Annotated in this window: 18 protein-coding genes; 11 read left to right on the top strand and 7 right to left on the bottom strand. The window is 63.8% G+C overall.

From position 1 onward, the window contains the following. Nucleotides 1–129 precede the first annotated feature (129 nt). Nucleotides 130–261: a hypothetical protein gene (locus tag Q8P38_06330; protein ID MDP4014219.1), complete on the top strand. Its 132-nt coding sequence runs from the start codon at nucleotides 130–132 to the stop codon at nucleotides 259–261. Next, the gene (locus Q8P38_06325) at nucleotides 258–734 is read left to right on the top strand and encodes a hypothetical protein (protein MDP4014218.1); all 477 of its coding nucleotides are present in this window, start codon (nucleotides 258–260) and stop codon (nucleotides 732–734) included. Before Q8P38_06330 ends, Q8P38_06325 begins: the two co-directional genes overlap by 4 nt. A 55-nt stretch (nucleotides 735–789) precedes the next feature. Here Q8P38_06325 and Q8P38_06320 read toward each other — a convergent pair whose 3' ends face one another. After that, nucleotides 790–1,269 carry a hypothetical protein gene (locus tag Q8P38_06320; protein MDP4014217.1) on the bottom strand — a complete coding sequence of 160 codons (480 nt, stop codon included), beginning with the start codon at nucleotides 1,267–1,269 and terminating at the stop codon, nucleotides 790–792. Nucleotides 1,270–1,378: 109 nt separating this feature from the next. Here Q8P38_06320 and Q8P38_06315 point away from each other — a divergent pair, with 109 nt between their 5' ends. From Q8P38_06315 to Q8P38_06305, 3 genes are all read left to right on the top strand, one after another. Next, the gene (locus Q8P38_06315) at nucleotides 1,379–2,392 is read left to right on the top strand and encodes an endonuclease/exonuclease/phosphatase family protein (GenBank protein MDP4014216.1); all 1,014 of its coding nucleotides are present in this window, start codon (nucleotides 1,379–1,381) and stop codon (nucleotides 2,390–2,392) included. A 79-nt stretch (nucleotides 2,393–2,471) separates the two neighbouring features. After that, a complete protein-coding gene (locus Q8P38_06310; GenBank protein MDP4014215.1) occupies nucleotides 2,472–2,657 on the top strand; it encodes a hypothetical protein in 186 nt (61 codons plus the stop codon). 70 nt (nucleotides 2,658–2,727) lie between these two features. Further along, nucleotides 2,728–2,946, top strand: coding sequence for a hypothetical protein (locus Q8P38_06305; GenBank protein ID MDP4014214.1), 219 nt, complete (start codon nucleotides 2,728–2,730; stop codon nucleotides 2,944–2,946). 89 nt (nucleotides 2,947–3,035) lie between these two features. Here the strand turns inward: Q8P38_06305 and Q8P38_06300 are convergent, their stop codons facing one another. After that, a complete protein-coding gene (locus Q8P38_06300) occupies nucleotides 3,036–3,455 on the bottom strand; it encodes a DUF805 domain-containing protein (GenBank protein ID MDP4014213.1) in 420 nt (139 codons plus the stop codon). A 276-nt stretch (nucleotides 3,456–3,731) separates the two neighbouring features. Next, nucleotides 3,732–4,874: a peptidoglycan-binding domain-containing protein gene (locus tag Q8P38_06295; GenBank protein MDP4014212.1), complete on the bottom strand. Its 1,143-nt coding sequence runs from the start codon at nucleotides 4,872–4,874 to the stop codon at nucleotides 3,732–3,734. Between the two features lie 479 nt (nucleotides 4,875–5,353). Between Q8P38_06295 and Q8P38_06290 the strand changes: the two genes are divergently transcribed. Continuing rightward, nucleotides 5,354–5,803 (top strand): transglycosylase family protein, encoded by a 450-nt coding sequence (locus Q8P38_06290; protein MDP4014211.1) that lies wholly within the window; start codon nucleotides 5,354–5,356, stop codon nucleotides 5,801–5,803. A 15-nt stretch (nucleotides 5,804–5,818) separates the two neighbouring features. Here the strand turns inward: Q8P38_06290 and Q8P38_06285 are convergent, their stop codons facing one another. Then, nucleotides 5,819–6,610, bottom strand: coding sequence for a PhzF family phenazine biosynthesis protein (locus Q8P38_06285; GenBank protein ID MDP4014210.1), 792 nt, complete (start codon nucleotides 6,608–6,610; stop codon nucleotides 5,819–5,821). 62 nt (nucleotides 6,611–6,672) lie between these two features. Between Q8P38_06285 and Q8P38_06280 the strand changes: the two genes are divergently transcribed. Further along, on the top strand, nucleotides 6,673–7,773 hold the full coding sequence (locus tag Q8P38_06280; protein MDP4014209.1) for a YbhN family protein: 1,101 nt from the start codon (nucleotides 6,673–6,675) through the stop codon (nucleotides 7,771–7,773). Here the strand turns inward: Q8P38_06280 and Q8P38_06275 are convergent. Continuing rightward, entirely contained in the window at nucleotides 7,767–8,288 is a 522-nt protein-coding gene (locus Q8P38_06275) for a Fur family transcriptional regulator (GenBank protein MDP4014208.1), read from the bottom strand. The two genes, Q8P38_06280 and Q8P38_06275, sit on opposite strands and share 7 nt — an antisense overlap. A 27-nt stretch (nucleotides 8,289–8,315) precedes the next feature. On the opposite strand from Q8P38_06275, the gene Q8P38_06270 reads away from it, so the two are divergent. Genes Q8P38_06270 through Q8P38_06255 form a run of 4 tightly spaced genes read left to right on the top strand, consistent with a single transcriptional unit; the run spans nucleotide 8,316 to nucleotide 11,555 of the window. Further along, nucleotides 8,316–9,227, top strand: coding sequence for a zinc ABC transporter substrate-binding protein (locus Q8P38_06270; GenBank protein MDP4014207.1), 912 nt, complete (start codon nucleotides 8,316–8,318; stop codon nucleotides 9,225–9,227). Further along, nucleotides 9,224–9,994 carry an ATP-binding cassette domain-containing protein gene (locus Q8P38_06265; GenBank protein ID MDP4014206.1) on the top strand — a complete coding sequence of 257 codons (771 nt, stop codon included), beginning with the start codon at nucleotides 9,224–9,226 and terminating at the stop codon, nucleotides 9,992–9,994. The genes Q8P38_06270 and Q8P38_06265 overlap by 4 nt, the downstream gene beginning before the upstream one ends. Then, nucleotides 9,991–10,863: a metal ABC transporter permease gene (locus tag Q8P38_06260; protein ID MDP4014205.1), complete on the top strand. Its 873-nt coding sequence runs from the start codon at nucleotides 9,991–9,993 to the stop codon at nucleotides 10,861–10,863. The genes Q8P38_06265 and Q8P38_06260 overlap by 4 nt, the downstream gene beginning before the upstream one ends. Before the next feature lie 32 nt (nucleotides 10,864–10,895). Beyond that, nucleotides 10,896–11,555 carry a GAP family protein gene (locus Q8P38_06255; GenBank protein ID MDP4014204.1) on the top strand — a complete coding sequence of 220 codons (660 nt, stop codon included), beginning with the start codon at nucleotides 10,896–10,898 and terminating at the stop codon, nucleotides 11,553–11,555. 21 nt (nucleotides 11,556–11,576) lie between these two features. On the opposite strand, the gene cydB is transcribed toward Q8P38_06255, so the two are convergent. Both cydB and Q8P38_06245 read right to left on the bottom strand, forming a co-directional pair. Further along, nucleotides 11,577–12,575 (bottom strand): cytochrome d ubiquinol oxidase subunit II, encoded by a 999-nt coding sequence (cydB, locus tag Q8P38_06250; protein MDP4014203.1) that lies wholly within the window; start codon nucleotides 12,573–12,575, stop codon nucleotides 11,577–11,579. 8 nt (nucleotides 12,576–12,583) lie between these two features. Beyond that, nucleotides 12,584–13,975 (bottom strand): cytochrome ubiquinol oxidase subunit I, encoded by a 1,392-nt coding sequence (locus tag Q8P38_06245; protein MDP4014202.1) that lies wholly within the window; start codon nucleotides 13,973–13,975, stop codon nucleotides 12,584–12,586. Between the last annotated feature and the right edge of the window lie 35 nt (nucleotides 13,976–14,010).

Genomic DNA, 14,010 nt, shown 5'->3' with positions numbered 1-14,010 from the left:
TTCCTCAACAGGGCAGTTGGCGTGTTCGTTGCCCTGGATCCGGACCAGACTGAGTCTGCCCCTCCGGGCGTATCGCAACCGCATACAACAGGTGGCCTCGACCAGCCGATCCGTCCACGCAGGGCTCGGATGACGTCGCTGGCTTCTGAGTTGGGTGGGTCCGAACTGTCCGCTGAAGGCCGACGGGCGCTAGCGCTGGCCAAGGCGGACGCGCAGTCCGCGTTGGTCATGGTCAGGTACTGGCGCAGGAAGTACGGATGATCGCCGCCGTACTGTGCGGCGTCGAATGCCTCGCCGTCGGCTCGCAGAACGAGCGAGTCGCTGGGATCGGGACGCCAGCCACGCAGGATCCCAGATCGAACCTGGAGGTAGCCGCCTGCTGGCATGGCAACGTCATAGGAGGGCCGCGCGCCTGGGGCCAGGCCTCCGCGAGCTGGCCCTACGTAATCACCGACATGCACGGTGCGGTCTGCCCACCAAAGGACAGTCAGTCCATGTCTCTCGGCGGCGTGAACTCGGTCGTGGCGCCCCGTGAATGCGCCGGATGGATACGGCTGAGGCAGCCACCGACACACAGCCAGAACGTCGGGGTGATCGCGCTCAGCCCCGAGCGCGATCGCGCTCGGCATCGCTGGCCGGTTGACCGCCATCTCGCTCCAATCAGCATGGATCTTCGCGAGAACAGATTAGGCAGACGCTGCCCCGGATTGTCTGTTGTGGCGCATTTCGAGTAGGTGTTTCTCAACGCCAGTGGTCTTGCGTGTGCGCTGGCGTTGATCTGCTACTCGGTCAGGCGCGGCACTCTTTCTTGGCGGCGCGGAAGTCCTTGTGCGCGCTCTTCACAGCTGCCCTCATTTCGGTACGGGCATCTTTCCTGGCCGCGTTGCGGGCCTTTCGCTCGGTCTCGGTGGCGTCCCGGAAGGCCTCGCGGGCTGCTTGGCGATCTTCGTTGCTAGTAGCTGCCTTGAGGGCGGCTTTGAGATCGGCGCGCTCTGCCTCAGTGGCCGTGCGGAACTCCTGGCGCGCTGTGCGATAGGCGTCCTTCTTGGTCTTGTGCGCGGCCTTGAGCGCGGCCTTGTGGGCGGCCCTAGCGGCTGCCTTGCATTCCCGCTTCTCGCTCTGGGAGTGCGTCCCGGCCCCATGCCCTGGCGTGTGCGCGGCAACGCTTGTGGTCGCTCCGCTCGCTGCGGTGGCGGCCCAAGTCGGAACCATCAGGCCCGCTGCGAGTGACGCCGCGATCGCGACTCTTCCGGCTCTGTTGGATAGCATTCGTACCCCTTCCCTCTCATCTACCTTGATCGGTCAGGCGGCGTCCTGTCAAACAGCTTCGCCCGCTTTCTCCACCAATCGCAGTAACGATTCGAGCAAGATTGGGCCCATGGAACGCCGTGGCCCCTTGGGTTTGATGACGTACAACCTGTATTTGGGCGCGGATGTGTCTGTGATCACGGACGCCGCTGAGGGCCGCTGGGGACAGCGGTTGCTGGATGCCGCAGCTGTGGTTTACCAGCAAGCCGCTGGCACAGATTTCCCCTCAAGGGCAGCAGCGATTGCCCGGACGATCCTCCGCGAGCGGCCGGCCGCGATCGCTCTGAATGAGGTGGCTAGCTGGGCCTCACAGGACGGCGCCGGGCCGCTGGAGGGGGACTACCTGGACATCCTGCTGGACGAGCTGAGTCGTGAGGGGATGGAGTACGGAGTCGCTTGTCAAACGAGAGGCGCCGATCTGCGCATACCGTTCGCGCGGGGAGGCCCGACGGCCCCGGGCGTTGAGATGATGGGTTTCCGCAACCGCGACGTCATCCTCGTCGACCTGAACCTTGACGGCCTGGAGTTTCACACACCTGGAAACGGAGACTTCCAGGCGCAACGAGTCCTCCGCGCCGACGGCCACGTGCTGGACTTCAACCGCGGCTGGGCCTCGGTTCACCTGACCTATGCGGGATCAGAGCTGCGGTTCATCGCCACGCATCTCGAAGTCGCATCGAATCCACTGGGTCAGTCCGGCGGTTCCGAGATTCAGAGGGCGCAGGCTGAGGAGATACTGCGGATCGCGGGCAGCGGCAGCCCCGAGCAACCTGTCGTCCTTGCCGGCGACCTGAATACTGACGCGGACGGTCGCATGAGCGACACCTACGCACTCCTGACTCGGGAGTTCTTCACCGATACCTGGGTGGCTGCGGGGAAACGCGGTGGCGGTTCGACGTGCTGCCAGGATCCTGACTTGGCCAACACGGAGTCGGCGCTGCGTTCACGTATCGACCTGATATTGACCCATGGCAGCGTTGAGACCCTGTCAGCGAAACGAGTTGGGGCCCGCAAGTTCCGCTCGGGGCCAGCGCCGCTCTGGGCGTCCGACCATGCTGGCTACGTGGCGCGAGTTCTCGTGTGATCGCTCGGCCGTGGCGGCGCTGATTCCGCTGTGTCGAAGGTAGCCTCGGGACGGGAGCAATCGAGCGAGAGGCGGCGCGATGTCGAGCGCTATTACCGGCAAGCAGATCGTGATCGCGCTGGCGCTCGCCATCGGTCTCGGCATCATTGGGACGGTTATCGGCATGCGGGTCGGGATGGAGTGGTTGGGCTATTCGGGCTCGTTCGCCGCGGTGGCGTACCTCATTGTCGTGTACAGCCGCAAGGAAGGCGATCGTCGGCGTTGAGCCCGCGTTGCCCTCGGAGTCGTGCGTGTCACCGTCGCGCCTGGGTGGCGCGTCCCACTAGCTTGAGCGAATGATCGACCGAGACCTCGTTCGGGCCGCCCGAGGCGTGATGCTGGAAGCGGCCGGGTCCTTCATCGGCGACGATGAGATGGCAGATCGGGGACGGCTCCAGCAGTTCAGGCACATTCGTCGGCGCGAGGTGCGCAAGGCAAGGCAGATCTGGGTTGAGCAGACGTGGAGACAACGCGCCGTAGCTCTGTGGTCTATCCGCCAAGACGGTCAGAAGTAGCTGGCCTGACTTCGACGCCGATTCCGTCGTCGTCGTGATCGAGACGCCACTGCCCGAATCGCCTCTGCTCGCCGAGGTTGGGGCGACTATCAGCTTGGCGCTGGGCCGTACTTGTTCTCACCGGCGTCGCTAGGCCGGATGTAGAAGGCGAAGATCAGGATTATCGCCCCGAGTCCGCATAGGAAGTTCAGGAGGTTCAGCCACCACCACCAACCGCTGTTGTTCGAGTCGTGAAGACGGCGGACTGACACAGAGATGCCGGGTAGCAAGAGCGCCAGCGAGGCGATCGTGGAGAGTATCCCGATCGAGCTGGCGAAGGAGTATGACTGAGATCCTTGGACGGTGTCGAATTGGTAGAGCCTCAGGCCAAGCGCCTGGTCAACGATCGCCGCGACTACGACGACGATGAACACAAACAAGACCCAGAACCAGAACTCGCTCCGACGTGCGCGGCCTTCGAATACCACGTACTTGCGCAAACAGGTAGATATCGCTTGCCCGAAACCCATGATCGCCTCCTGAAATCGGTCCCTTGTCTTTGATGATGCCAATCGCTAAGGCGGGTTGCGCGCTGAAGCGCTACTCGGTGTCGGGCCGAACCTTCGAACCCTCCGGTGGAAGTCGCTCCGCTACTCCAGGTCCAAGGCAGCTAGATGGTGCAGATCCTCTGATGATCATGGACGTCGACGAACACTCAGGAAGGGAAGACCGCGGACGAGCTTGATCAACAGGGATTCGCATCACCGGGGCCTCCGCGGAGGCGAGTGACGGCGATGGATTCAGGTCTAGCTGTTACGTACGAACGTAAGGCCCGACTGGTGCTGCGTCTGGACATCCCAGACCCCGGTTCGTGGAACCGAGTTCTGCTTCTGCCAGCGGCGGATCGCCCTGTAGGTGGCAGCGCCGAAGGTACCCGTTGGCTCGGCCTTGAGCAGTCCCTGCTCGACGAGGTACTCCTGGAGACGCATGACCCGTCCGCCGGACTTCCATGGCATCAGCGAGGCCGCTGCCGCCGAACGCCACTTCCTCGGCACGCGAGGACGCCCAGGGCATGAACTGGTCCTCGGGTGGCGCCCGCGCCACTTGATCGATATCGGGGCGAACTGATTCGACCACACGGGGCAGGGACCGTAGTTCATGGCCGACGTCTTGCCCTTCCAGTAGCTCGTCCGCTTCAGCGCCCCGTTCCAGGTAAACGAGAAGTGGATGTGGTCACGATGGTTCGCGGTCCTGTTTCCACGACTTGACATGTGCCGCCAGTAAGGCTTGTAGGAAGCCCAGATCTTCTGCCGGTAGATCACGTACATGATCCCGAATCTCTTGGCCTGGTACCCCTTGTGCGCTGTCAGCCACTTGAGAAACCTGGTGGCCTGGGCGAGCTGCACTGGATCGCGTTGATCGGCTTCGAAGTCGAGGGCCCGGCCCTCCTCGTGCTCGCTGACTCCTGGCACGTCGCATCCGCGAAGGATGTTGTAGATCCACAGGCTCTCGGGTGGGCGCGGGAAGGCCTCAAGCAGGAACTCTCTGAAAGCCGCTACACCCGGAAGCTCGATGGGCACGCACGATTCCTGAGGAACGTACGGCTCCCCAAACTCGGCCTTTCGGGGATTACGGCCATCGATGAGCGGGCTGGACTTGATGGCTCTGCGCGCGGCGACGATCAGCGATGATGAGCTCGCCATGAGCCCGATCTTGCCGTCGCGGGACTGGTTGGTGACTGAAGGGCCAGACAGCCACCTGGCCGATGTCCGCCTCCTGATGTGGCGCGGCTTGAGTTCCCCTTCGAGGACTGCCGCACTCGTCGCTGGAGACTGTTCGGCCGCCTCAGTCCGGGCCGCAGCGCTCCCAGTCCCTCGGCCGACTGGAGCGATCGTCGCGACTGCCAGGAGTCCGATCAGCGCGGTCAGGATGCTCGTTCGCTGTTTCATCAATCCACCCTTCGAACCATCACTCGTCCGTCGAAGCGGCCGCTGCCGCCGAAGGCGCCTGCTTCCACCCGCCTCCGGGCCGACTTTACGGCCGTTCCGAACAAACGCGACTGTTTGGGTACAGACGCGCCCGTTGTAACGCACGTTTCTTCGCGTAACGGGCGCGTTTGTCGGGAGCGGCCGCTTCTGCGCCGGGGGCAGTTCCGATCTGTCGCGAGTGGCAGTTCCAGCTCTGCCAGGACCAGATGTCGCGGTAGCTCAACAGTTCAAACGTGGGTGATGGTGCGAGATGGCTCACACGGATCGCCCTTGAGCCACATGCTCGACATGGCCTACGGTCGAAGGACGTGCGCCAGTGGCCGAGCATCGTGCCGCGGCGTATCGGCGGGATCACACCCCGCGTGTCAGCCCCGATTAGTTTAGTGTGGCCGGCCCAGAGGCCGAGCGTCGCGCGAGGGGACCGTCGACAAAGGATCATCGTGCGAAAGCCCGTCCTTGCCATGCCCCTTGCCGCCGTATTGTCGGCATCAGCCCTGACGTTGGCCGCCGCGCCAGCATCGGCGGCACCAGTTCCCGCGGCGAGTCCAGCCGTGCGGACCCAAGCGAAGGCGGCGAAACCGCCCGTCAAGGTCAAGCACATCAAGCGCTACCACCTGGGCCGCACCGCACTGCGCAGGATCGCGATTTCGAAGAAATGGGCGCGCACCCCGAAGGCTCGCTCTGTCGTTCGGTGTGAATCTGGCGGCAGATACAAGATCAACACAGGCAACGGGTACTACGGCGCCTGGCAGTTCGCAGCCGGGACGTGGAATGGCATAGGCGGGCGCCGGTACGCGCGTTACGCCAGCAACGCCCCGAAGTTCGCCCAGAACCACATGGCGTGGAAGCTGTGGAAGCGCTCAGGCTGGGGTCCGTGGGGCTGCGCCTGACACGGAGCCGTCTGGTCAGATCATGAGCTCGCCGACGGCAACCGTGACGGCTTGACCGGCGAGTTTCACTCGATCACCGGCCAGTGTGACGCGGACGATTCCACCGCGTTGGGAAACTTGTTCGCCAACCAGACGGCTGCGGCCGAGCTTCCGACTCCAGAACGGTGCCAGACAGCAGTGCGCTGATCCCGTCACCGGGTCCTCATCGATGCCAGCGGCTGGAGCGAAGTACCTGGAGACGAAGTCGAAGCCCCCGTTCGAAGCGCTGGTAACGATCACTCCCTGGGCCGGAAGCTGCTTCAGCAGCTCGAAGTCGGGCCGGATGTGACGCACTGTGGACTCCTGGCTCACCTCCACTAGGTAGTCGGATGCGCTGCGCCCGACATAGTCGGCTTCGATTCCCAGCGCTGCGAGCAGACCCTCGGGCGGCGGGCACGGGCGAGCAGTGATCGCCGGGAAGTCAAGTTCGATCCACTCATCCCGGCTCGAGGCGGTCAACACGCCGCTGGCGGTGTGGAACGTCGCTGGTTCGAAGTCGGCCAAGACTTCCATCTCCCAGAGCACATGAGCGCTGGCCAGAGTCGCGTGCCCACACAAGTCGACCTCGCACGTCGGAGTGAACCATCGCAGGTCGAAGTCTGATCCGCCCCTCCGGACTACGAACGCGGTTTCGGACAGGTTCATCTCCAGGGCGACGGATTGGAGCCAGGCGGGATCCTTGGGCTGCGGGAGCAAGCACACGGCCGCCGGATTGCCAGCGAATGGTTCGCTGCTGAAGGCATCAACGTGGGCCAAGGTGATTCCCATGTCGCGTCCCTCCGATCTCCCTATCGCGCCAGCGTGGACTGAATTGGCAATAACATCAACTCGTGCCTCCCGAGAACGTCGTGCCAGACGGGGTAAAGACGCGGCATAGTCGCAGACGATTCGTGATCACCGCGCTGGTTGGCGTGATCGTCGTGGTGGCTGTCTTCGCGCTCCTGCTTCCTCAGGCCTCCTCCTATCAGGAGGCGCTCAAGGAGCTGGCGGACATGCCCGTGGTTTGGATACTCGCGGTCGTCGTCGCGGGGCTCGCCAACATCGCGGTGTACCCATTCACTGTCCTTGTGGCCATCCCCCGCCTTGGCTACTGGAGGGGGTTCTCGGAGCGGCAGGCGGGATTTCTCGTCAGCAACGCGATCCCCGGAGGCGGCGCTATCGCTGTAGGTACCCAGTACTCCATGTTGTCGCGCTACGGTGTGCCGTCGGCCTTGTCCGCAGCGGCAGTGAGTGCTGACGCTGTGTGGACGTATCTGCTCACGCTTGGGATGCCGGCAGTGGCAGTGACGCTGCTCGTGGTTGAAGGCCGGTCGACCGCTGGTATGGCCACGATCGCCATCATCGGCCTGGCTGTCGTTCTGGTCTCGGTGATTCTCATCGTGATTGTTCTGCGCAGCGAGTCCGGCGCTCGAAGGGTCGGCCGTCTCGCGGAGCGACTCATCGGCCCTGTGTTCCACCGACTTCATCGCGAGACCCCGGACTTCGTTGGCTCGCTGGTTGAGTTCCGCGAGAACGCGCACGGCTTGGTGGCGCAGAAGTGGAAGCAGCTCACAGTTACAAACGTGGCCGCCCAGATCATGCCCTTGTTCGTACTCTTCTTCGCCCTGGTGGGACTGGACGCCGTCGGGGAACAGCTGAGCATCATCGAGATCTTCGCTGCCTACTCCGTGGCGCTCCTGCTGGTCTCGATACCTGTGACGCCAGGCGGGCTCGGCACAGTGGACGCTGCCCTGATCGGATTGCTCGTCGCGTTCGGGGCGCCGGGATCAGTGGCAGTCGCGGCAGATCTGCTGTGGAGGCTTATCTGGTTCCTGCCTCAGATCATCGCGGGCCTGTCAGCGATGGCGGCCTACCTGATCTCGCGCAGGCGGCCGGTTCCGGAATCCAAGCTCTGGCGGGGAGGGGAGACGGCTCCCGCCGCCGACTACTGAGCGCCGCATCGAGGACAGACGCCGAAGATCTCCGTCGAGTGACTGACTTCGGTGAACTCGTGCTGCTCGGCGACCTTTCCGGCCCACCGTTCCACCGCAGGGGCCTCTATGTCCACGGTCGTACCGCACATGCGGCAAACCAGGTGATGGTGATGCTCGGCTACCGCGCACCGTCGATAGACAGACTCGCCATCCGCCCGCTGAATTACATCAACTTCGCCTGCGTCGGCCAGCGCCTGCAAAGTCCGGTAGACGGTAGTCAGACCCACCCGCACGCCACGGCCCCGAATCGCCTCGTGGAGACTCTGGGCGGACCGGAAGGCCGCCTCGTCGTCCAGTGCCGCCGCCACCGCCAGCCGCTGCCTGGTCGCGCGGAGAGCGCCCGGGAGCCGCACGCCCGCATTGTCTGGAGCCTCCGCGTCAGACATGCTGCAGTCCTCCCAGTTGTTCCACGGCATTGTGTCACTTGATCCGTGCGTGTGGCCGTTGCGGGATGATACGGTTATGAATGTCATTATCAACTGTACCGGATGGGGGCCCGGATGGGGACTCGCCTGGCGGCCCTGATGGCCGCAGCCACGCTGACGGTTGTCGCGTGCTCGCAGACCGCGCCAGATGGCGGCGTAGTCGGCTCCTCGTGTGGTGGGCGAGTAGTGGAAGTGGTCGCCAGCGTCGACCAGTGGGGCGACATCGCTCAGCAGCTCGGTGGGGAATGCGCGCAGGTCACAACTGCCGTGGCCAACTCATCCATCGATCCCCACGACTTCGAGCCGACGCCGTCCGATCTGGCGGCATTTGATGAGGCCGACCTAGTAGTCGTCAACGGTGCGGGGTATGACGCGTGGGCCTCTGGTGTCGTGGAGGCTCTGCCCGCTCAGCCAGATGTGGTGGACGCGGCAGTAGTGAATCGAGTGTCCGCCGGAGCCAACCCCCACCTGTGGTACAGCCCCGAGTACGTGGCCGAGACGGCGCGTGCGATAACGCGGCAACTGTCTGCGCAGTCGCCGGATGCGGCGGGGTACTTCGCAGCGCGGCAGGCCGCTTGGACCGAGTCCATGCGGCCCTACTATGCCGAGATCGCGCGCATCAGGAAGCAAGCCGCCGGGAAGCCCTTCGGAGCCACCGAACCGTTGTTCGACTACATGGCCGACGCACTGGGCCTGGTCAATCGGACCCCAGCTGGATACCGGCGGTCCTCCGCGAACGAAGGGGAGCCGTCCCCGGGAGACCTCAAGGACTTCAAGGCGGCATTGGAAGGTCACCAAATGGCGGTGTTGATATTCAACTCGCAGGTATCGGGCGCTGTGCCGGAGATGATCGAGCGGGACGCTAGAGAAGCCTCCGTTCCAGTAGTGGCGGTGACTGAGACGGTGGTTCCCGGTGCCTCATCGTTCGCTGACTGGCAAGTCAGTCAGCTCAGGGCTCTGGCTGGGGCACTGGGGGTGCGAGGATGAGCGACGTCGCCCCCATGATCAGTCTGCGCGACGTGAGCGTGGCGCGGCATGGATCGTTGATCTGGTCGGAAGGTTCCTTCGACGTGCCCCAGGGCTCCGTCGTGGCCGTGATTGGCCCCAACGGTTCCGGCAAGACCACGCTGCTGCACTTGCTTTTGGGACTGCTGCCTCCCGCGAGCGGATCAGTCGAAGTGCTCGGAACGCGTCCCCGCAAGGGTGATCGGCGAGTCGGCTACGTGCCGCAGCATTACGGCACGGCCAGCGGGGAGTTCTTGCTGGCGCGTGATCAGGTGATGATGGGCTTGACCGGGTACCAGTGGGGGCTTCGTCGGGCTACTCAGAGACAGTTGGATGACGTAGATGCTGCTCTGGCGGACGCTGGGGCGGCGGAATCTGGCGATCGGCGGGTCGCTGACCTGTCAGGTGGCCAGCAGCAGCGAGTCGCGATTGCCCGCGCTCTCGTCGGCGACCCGGAGCTCCTCGTGCTGGACGAACCGTTCGCCAGCTTGGACCTGAGGAACCAGAACGAGCTGGTATCTGTGCTCGGCCGCGTGCATGATCAGCGTGGTATCGGGATCCTGATCGTCACTCACGACCTGAACCCCCTGCTGTCGCTCATCAACAGCGTCATCTACCTGTTCGACGGTCACGCGCATTACGCGTCGTTGGACGAAGCGGTAAGCGAGGAGCTTCTGACTCACTTGTATGGGACGAAGATCCGTGTCGTCAGGACAGCGCAGGGCGACCTGTTCACGAGGAGCGGATGAGCGTGACCAATCAGATCGCGGCGGGGTTCGAGCCGGAATGGATTGACGTAGTTACGTCCACCTTCATGCGGAACGCATTCCTGGGCGGAACCGTCGTTGCCCTCGCCTCGGGCCTGATCGGCTACTTCGTGATCATTCGATCCAGCGCTTTCGCGGCGCACGCCCTAGCGCACATAGGGTTTCCCGGGGCTACGGGAGCGTTGCTCGTCGGGGCTCCTATCTCACTGGGCCTGCTCGTGTTCTGCGCCGTTGGAGGCCTCGTCATCGGTGTGCTTGGAGACAGGGCGTCCCAGCGAGAAGTGGCCACAGGGACGGTCCTGGCTTTCGCTTCGGGATTGGGGATCCTGTTCGCCAGCCTCGCGACGCAGGGCGCGGCCACCGTGACCAGTGTGCTGTTCGGGAACCTTCTGGCCATCAAGACCAGTGAACTGGTCCTGTTCGCGGGGCTGATGTTCGCGCTGGTGGCCGCGATCGCCGTCGTGTTCCGGCCTCTCAGGTTCGCTTCACTGGACCCGCTGGTCGCTGAGGCGAAAGGGCTGCCGGTGCGAACCCTGAGCATTGTGTTCATGCTGCTACTCGCATTGGTTATCACGATGGCGGTGCAGGTCGTAGGCACCCTGCTGCTGTTCGGACTGGTCGTGACGCCCGCCGCGACCGCGTTCATGGTCACGGCACGCCCGGCTGCGGTCATCGCGATCGGGTCGCTGATCAGCATCGCTTCGGTGTGGTTCGGCTTGACGCTTTCGGCGATGTTCAACCTTCCGCCGAGCTTCTTCGTGATCGCCGTGGCGACTCTGGCGTGGCTGGCCGGATGGCTGATTACTCGACGAAGTCGCACTGTGGCCCCGGCAGTACCAGCGCACAGCTGATTGTTCGTGCGAGAGGACGCTACCGTCTTGGTGTGACATCGCTGGAGGCGGAAGTCGTTCCGTTGGCTCTCGGGGCCGCGGTGAGCCCAACTCTTCTGGGGCTGCAGCTGCTGATCCTGTCGGGAGCGATTCGCCCGGTGGCGCGCGCATGGTCATTCGCCCTGGGTGTGGCGATAGCGGCTGGTGCCTACATGTTCGTCCTGGCGACGGTCGCCGCGACCGTCACGCTCTCGTCGACTCATATGTCCGAGACCGAGCGACTCATCAAGCTAGCGGCGGCTGCCCTGCTCCTACTGCTGGGCGTCCGGGCGCTACGCAGGGGGAAGGATCAGGGCAAGCCACCAGCCAAGACCGCGGCGCGCCTGAAGAACGCCGGCCTCGGGACATTCGTAGCGGTCGGCTTGACGGGCATGGTCACGAACTTCTCGAGCGTGGTCCTGATACTGCCAGCCACCCACGACATCATGAATTCAGCGACGAGCTTGGTGACCCAAGGGTTGATGCTGGCTCTGGTGTTCTTCTGCACTCTGGCCCCGGTCATCTTGCCCGCGCTGGCGGTTACGTTGATGGGCTCGCGTTCGGACAGGTGGTTGAGCGCCATGAACCGCTTCACGAGGAGCCACGCCAAGCAGATCAACGCCGCCATAGCGTTCCTGTTCGCCGCTCTTCTGGCCTATTCCGCGCTCGGGTAGCTTCCTGCCGCGGACTGACGGTCAGGACTGAGCTGGCGCCGAGACGCGCTTGCGAAACACGTGGTAGGTCCAGCCCTGGTAGATCAGGACCACCGGGAACAGGACAACCGCGACAATGCTCATGATTCTCAGGGCGTAGTCCCCTGAGGCGGTGCCCGCGACGGTGAGGTTGTTCGCCGCGCTGGTGCTAGACACCATGACGTTGGGGTAGAGACTGGCGAACAACGAAGCGACGGCCGCACCGATCGTGATGGCGCTGGCCGCGAATGCTTGACCTTGATTCCCTGTCCTGACCCGGACGGCGGCGAGGATCGCTCCGACGACCATCAATGCCTGCAGCGCGAGCGCGACAGGCGAGTTCGATCCGCCGACCAGGCCCGTCCAGATGCCCCAGATCACGACCAGCGTCAGCGCGGCCAGGGACAGCGGGCGGGCCAGCGCCTCGGATCGCCGGCTTACCTCATCGGTTGTCTTCAACGCTAGGAAAGCGGAACCGTGCATCAGGCACAGAACAAGCAGAGTCACTCCTGTGGCTAGCCCGTATGGAGTCAAGACGTTCCAGAATGTGCCCGTGTATTCCTGGTCGGCGCCGATCGGGAGCCCCGCCAACAGGTCGCCGAGCCCCACGCCTATGAGCAGTGGCGCCAGAACGCTGCCGACCGCGAGCCCTCGACTCCAGTTGGAGCGCCAGCGCTGCGTCTTGCCCTTACCCCTGTACTCGAAGGCGGTGCCGCGGACCATCAACGCGGCGAGTATCAAAACCAGGGCCAAGTACAAACCGGAGAACATGGTCGCGTACCAAGCCGGGAAGGCCGCGAAGATCGCCGCGCCTCCGACGATTAGCCAGACTTCGTTGCCGTCCCAGAACGGTCCGACGGAGTTGATGGCCACGCGGCGCTCGATCTCGGAGCGCCCAATCAGCGCGTGCAGAGCTCCGACTCCGAAGTCGAAGCCTTCCAGGATGAAGAATCCTGTCCACAGTACGGCTATGACGATGAACCACAGCACCTGCAAGTCCACGGGCACTCCTAGTAAGTCAAGGTGGGTAGAAGATCGTGACCGTCGCCGTCAGCTTCTGGATCGGGCAGGCCCTTGCGGACGTAGCGCAACAGCAGGGAGCCGCACACGATCGCCAGGATCACGTATAGAAGGACGAACACCGACATGCTGATCCAGACGTCGAGCGCGGAGATCGGCGGGGAAACTCCGTCCTCCGTGAGCATGAGGCCTTGGACGATCCAGGGTTGCCGGCCGGTCTCAGTGAGTATCCAGCCGGCGGCATTCATCAAGTACGGCGTGAAAGTGGCGATCATGGCGACGGGCAGGAACCATCGCGCGGTATCCAGCTTGCGCCGGAACAGCAGCCAGGCGCCGATGAACACCACGAGCGCCACGAGGCTGGCCAGGTAGGCCATGACGCGCATTGACCAGTACTGGACGAAGACGTTGGGTATGTAGTCTCCGGCCCCGTACTGCTGCTGGTACTGGGCGTTCAGCTCATTCAGACCGAGAACCTCGCCGTCGGGAGAATTGGTAGCCAGAACCGATAGGAGGTTCGGGATCTCGATCACGTGGCTGGCTTTGTCGGCGCTGCTGTTCCCTCCGGTCTGGAACGCACTGAAGGAGCAAGGCTGGCAGGTTTCCCACTGGGCCTCGGCGGCCGCGACCTTCATCGGCTGGAACTCCGCGCCGATCACACCGAGCTCACTGCCGACTCCCATGACGCCCAGAATCGCCGGGATCAGTGCGACGATGGCGATCTTGGCGCTGTAGTGGAACATGCGCACGTCGCGGCCCCGCCGAAGCTGCCACGCCGAAACGCCAAGCACGAACAGCCCACCCGTCACCGCCGAAGCGAGCAGTACGTGGACGAACCCCCACACGAAGACCGGGTTGGTGAACAGGGCTGAGATGTCGTTGAGTTCGGGGCGCCCGGTTGACTGGTTGATCTCATACCCGACTGGGTTCTGCATCCACGAGTTGGCGACCATGATGAACATCGCCGATAGGACTGTCCCGATCGCGACGAGCCAAATGCATGCCAGGTGCACGCGCTTTGGCAGCCTGTCCCATCCGAACAGCCACAGCCCCAGGAAAGTCGATTCCAGGAAGAAGGCCGCCAGGCCTTCCATCGCCAGAGGAGCCCCGAACACGTCACCGACGAAGCGAGAATACGCGGACCAGTTCATGCCGAACTCGAACTCTTGGACGAGCCCTGTGACCACGCCGACAGCGATATTGATGACAAGCAGCGTTCCGAAGAACTTGACGAGCCGCCGGTGATCCGGGTCGCCTGATCGATGCCACTTCGTGTGGAGGATCGCCACGAAGAACGACAGGCCGATCGTCAGCGGCACGAACAGGAAGTGGTAGACGGAAGTCGTCGCGAATTGGACTCTTGACAGGTCGAGACTTGACACGGCCCCCTCCTCCCGCCGGGATCGTAGCAGTCGGG

The sequence above is a fragment of the Candidatus Nanopelagicales bacterium genome, from assembly GCA_030700225.1.
Taxonomy (GTDB): Bacteria; Actinomycetota; Actinomycetes; order S36-B12.
The sequence above is the reverse complement of the archived record's forward strand: the minus strand, read 5'-3'. Positions and strand labels throughout refer to the sequence as shown.

Coding starts and splice junctions, on each gene's coding strand:
- Q8P38_06330 (MDP4014219.1), top strand. CDS start 130: ATGACGTCGCTGGCTTCTGAGTTGGGTGGGTCCGAACTGTCCGCTGAA.
- Q8P38_06325 (MDP4014218.1), top strand. CDS start 258: ATGATCGCCGCCGTACTGTGCGGCGTCGAATGCCTCGCCGTCGGCTCG.
- Q8P38_06320 (MDP4014217.1), bottom strand. CDS start 1,269: ATGCTATCCAACAGAGCCGGAAGAGTCGCGATCGCGGCGTCACTCGCA.
- Q8P38_06315 (MDP4014216.1), top strand. CDS start 1,379: ATGGAACGCCGTGGCCCCTTGGGTTTGATGACGTACAACCTGTATTTG.
- Q8P38_06310 (MDP4014215.1), top strand. CDS start 2,472: ATGTCGAGCGCTATTACCGGCAAGCAGATCGTGATCGCGCTGGCGCTC.
- Q8P38_06305 (MDP4014214.1), top strand. CDS start 2,728: ATGATCGACCGAGACCTCGTTCGGGCCGCCCGAGGCGTGATGCTGGAA.
- Q8P38_06300 (MDP4014213.1), bottom strand. CDS start 3,455: ATGGGTTTCGGGCAAGCGATATCTACCTGTTTGCGCAAGTACGTGGTA.
- Q8P38_06295 (MDP4014212.1), bottom strand. CDS start 4,874: ATGAAACAGCGAACGAGCATCCTGACCGCGCTGATCGGACTCCTGGCA.
- Q8P38_06285 (MDP4014210.1), bottom strand. CDS start 6,610: ATGGGAATCACCTTGGCCCACGTTGATGCCTTCAGCAGCGAACCATTC.
- Q8P38_06275 (MDP4014208.1), bottom strand. CDS start 8,288: ATGACATTCATAACCGTATCATCCCGCAACGGCCACACGCACGGATCA.
- Q8P38_06270 (MDP4014207.1), top strand. CDS start 8,316: ATGGGGACTCGCCTGGCGGCCCTGATGGCCGCAGCCACGCTGACGGTT.
- Q8P38_06265 (MDP4014206.1), top strand. CDS start 9,224: ATGAGCGACGTCGCCCCCATGATCAGTCTGCGCGACGTGAGCGTGGCG.
- Q8P38_06260 (MDP4014205.1), top strand. CDS start 9,991: ATGAGCGTGACCAATCAGATCGCGGCGGGGTTCGAGCCGGAATGGATT.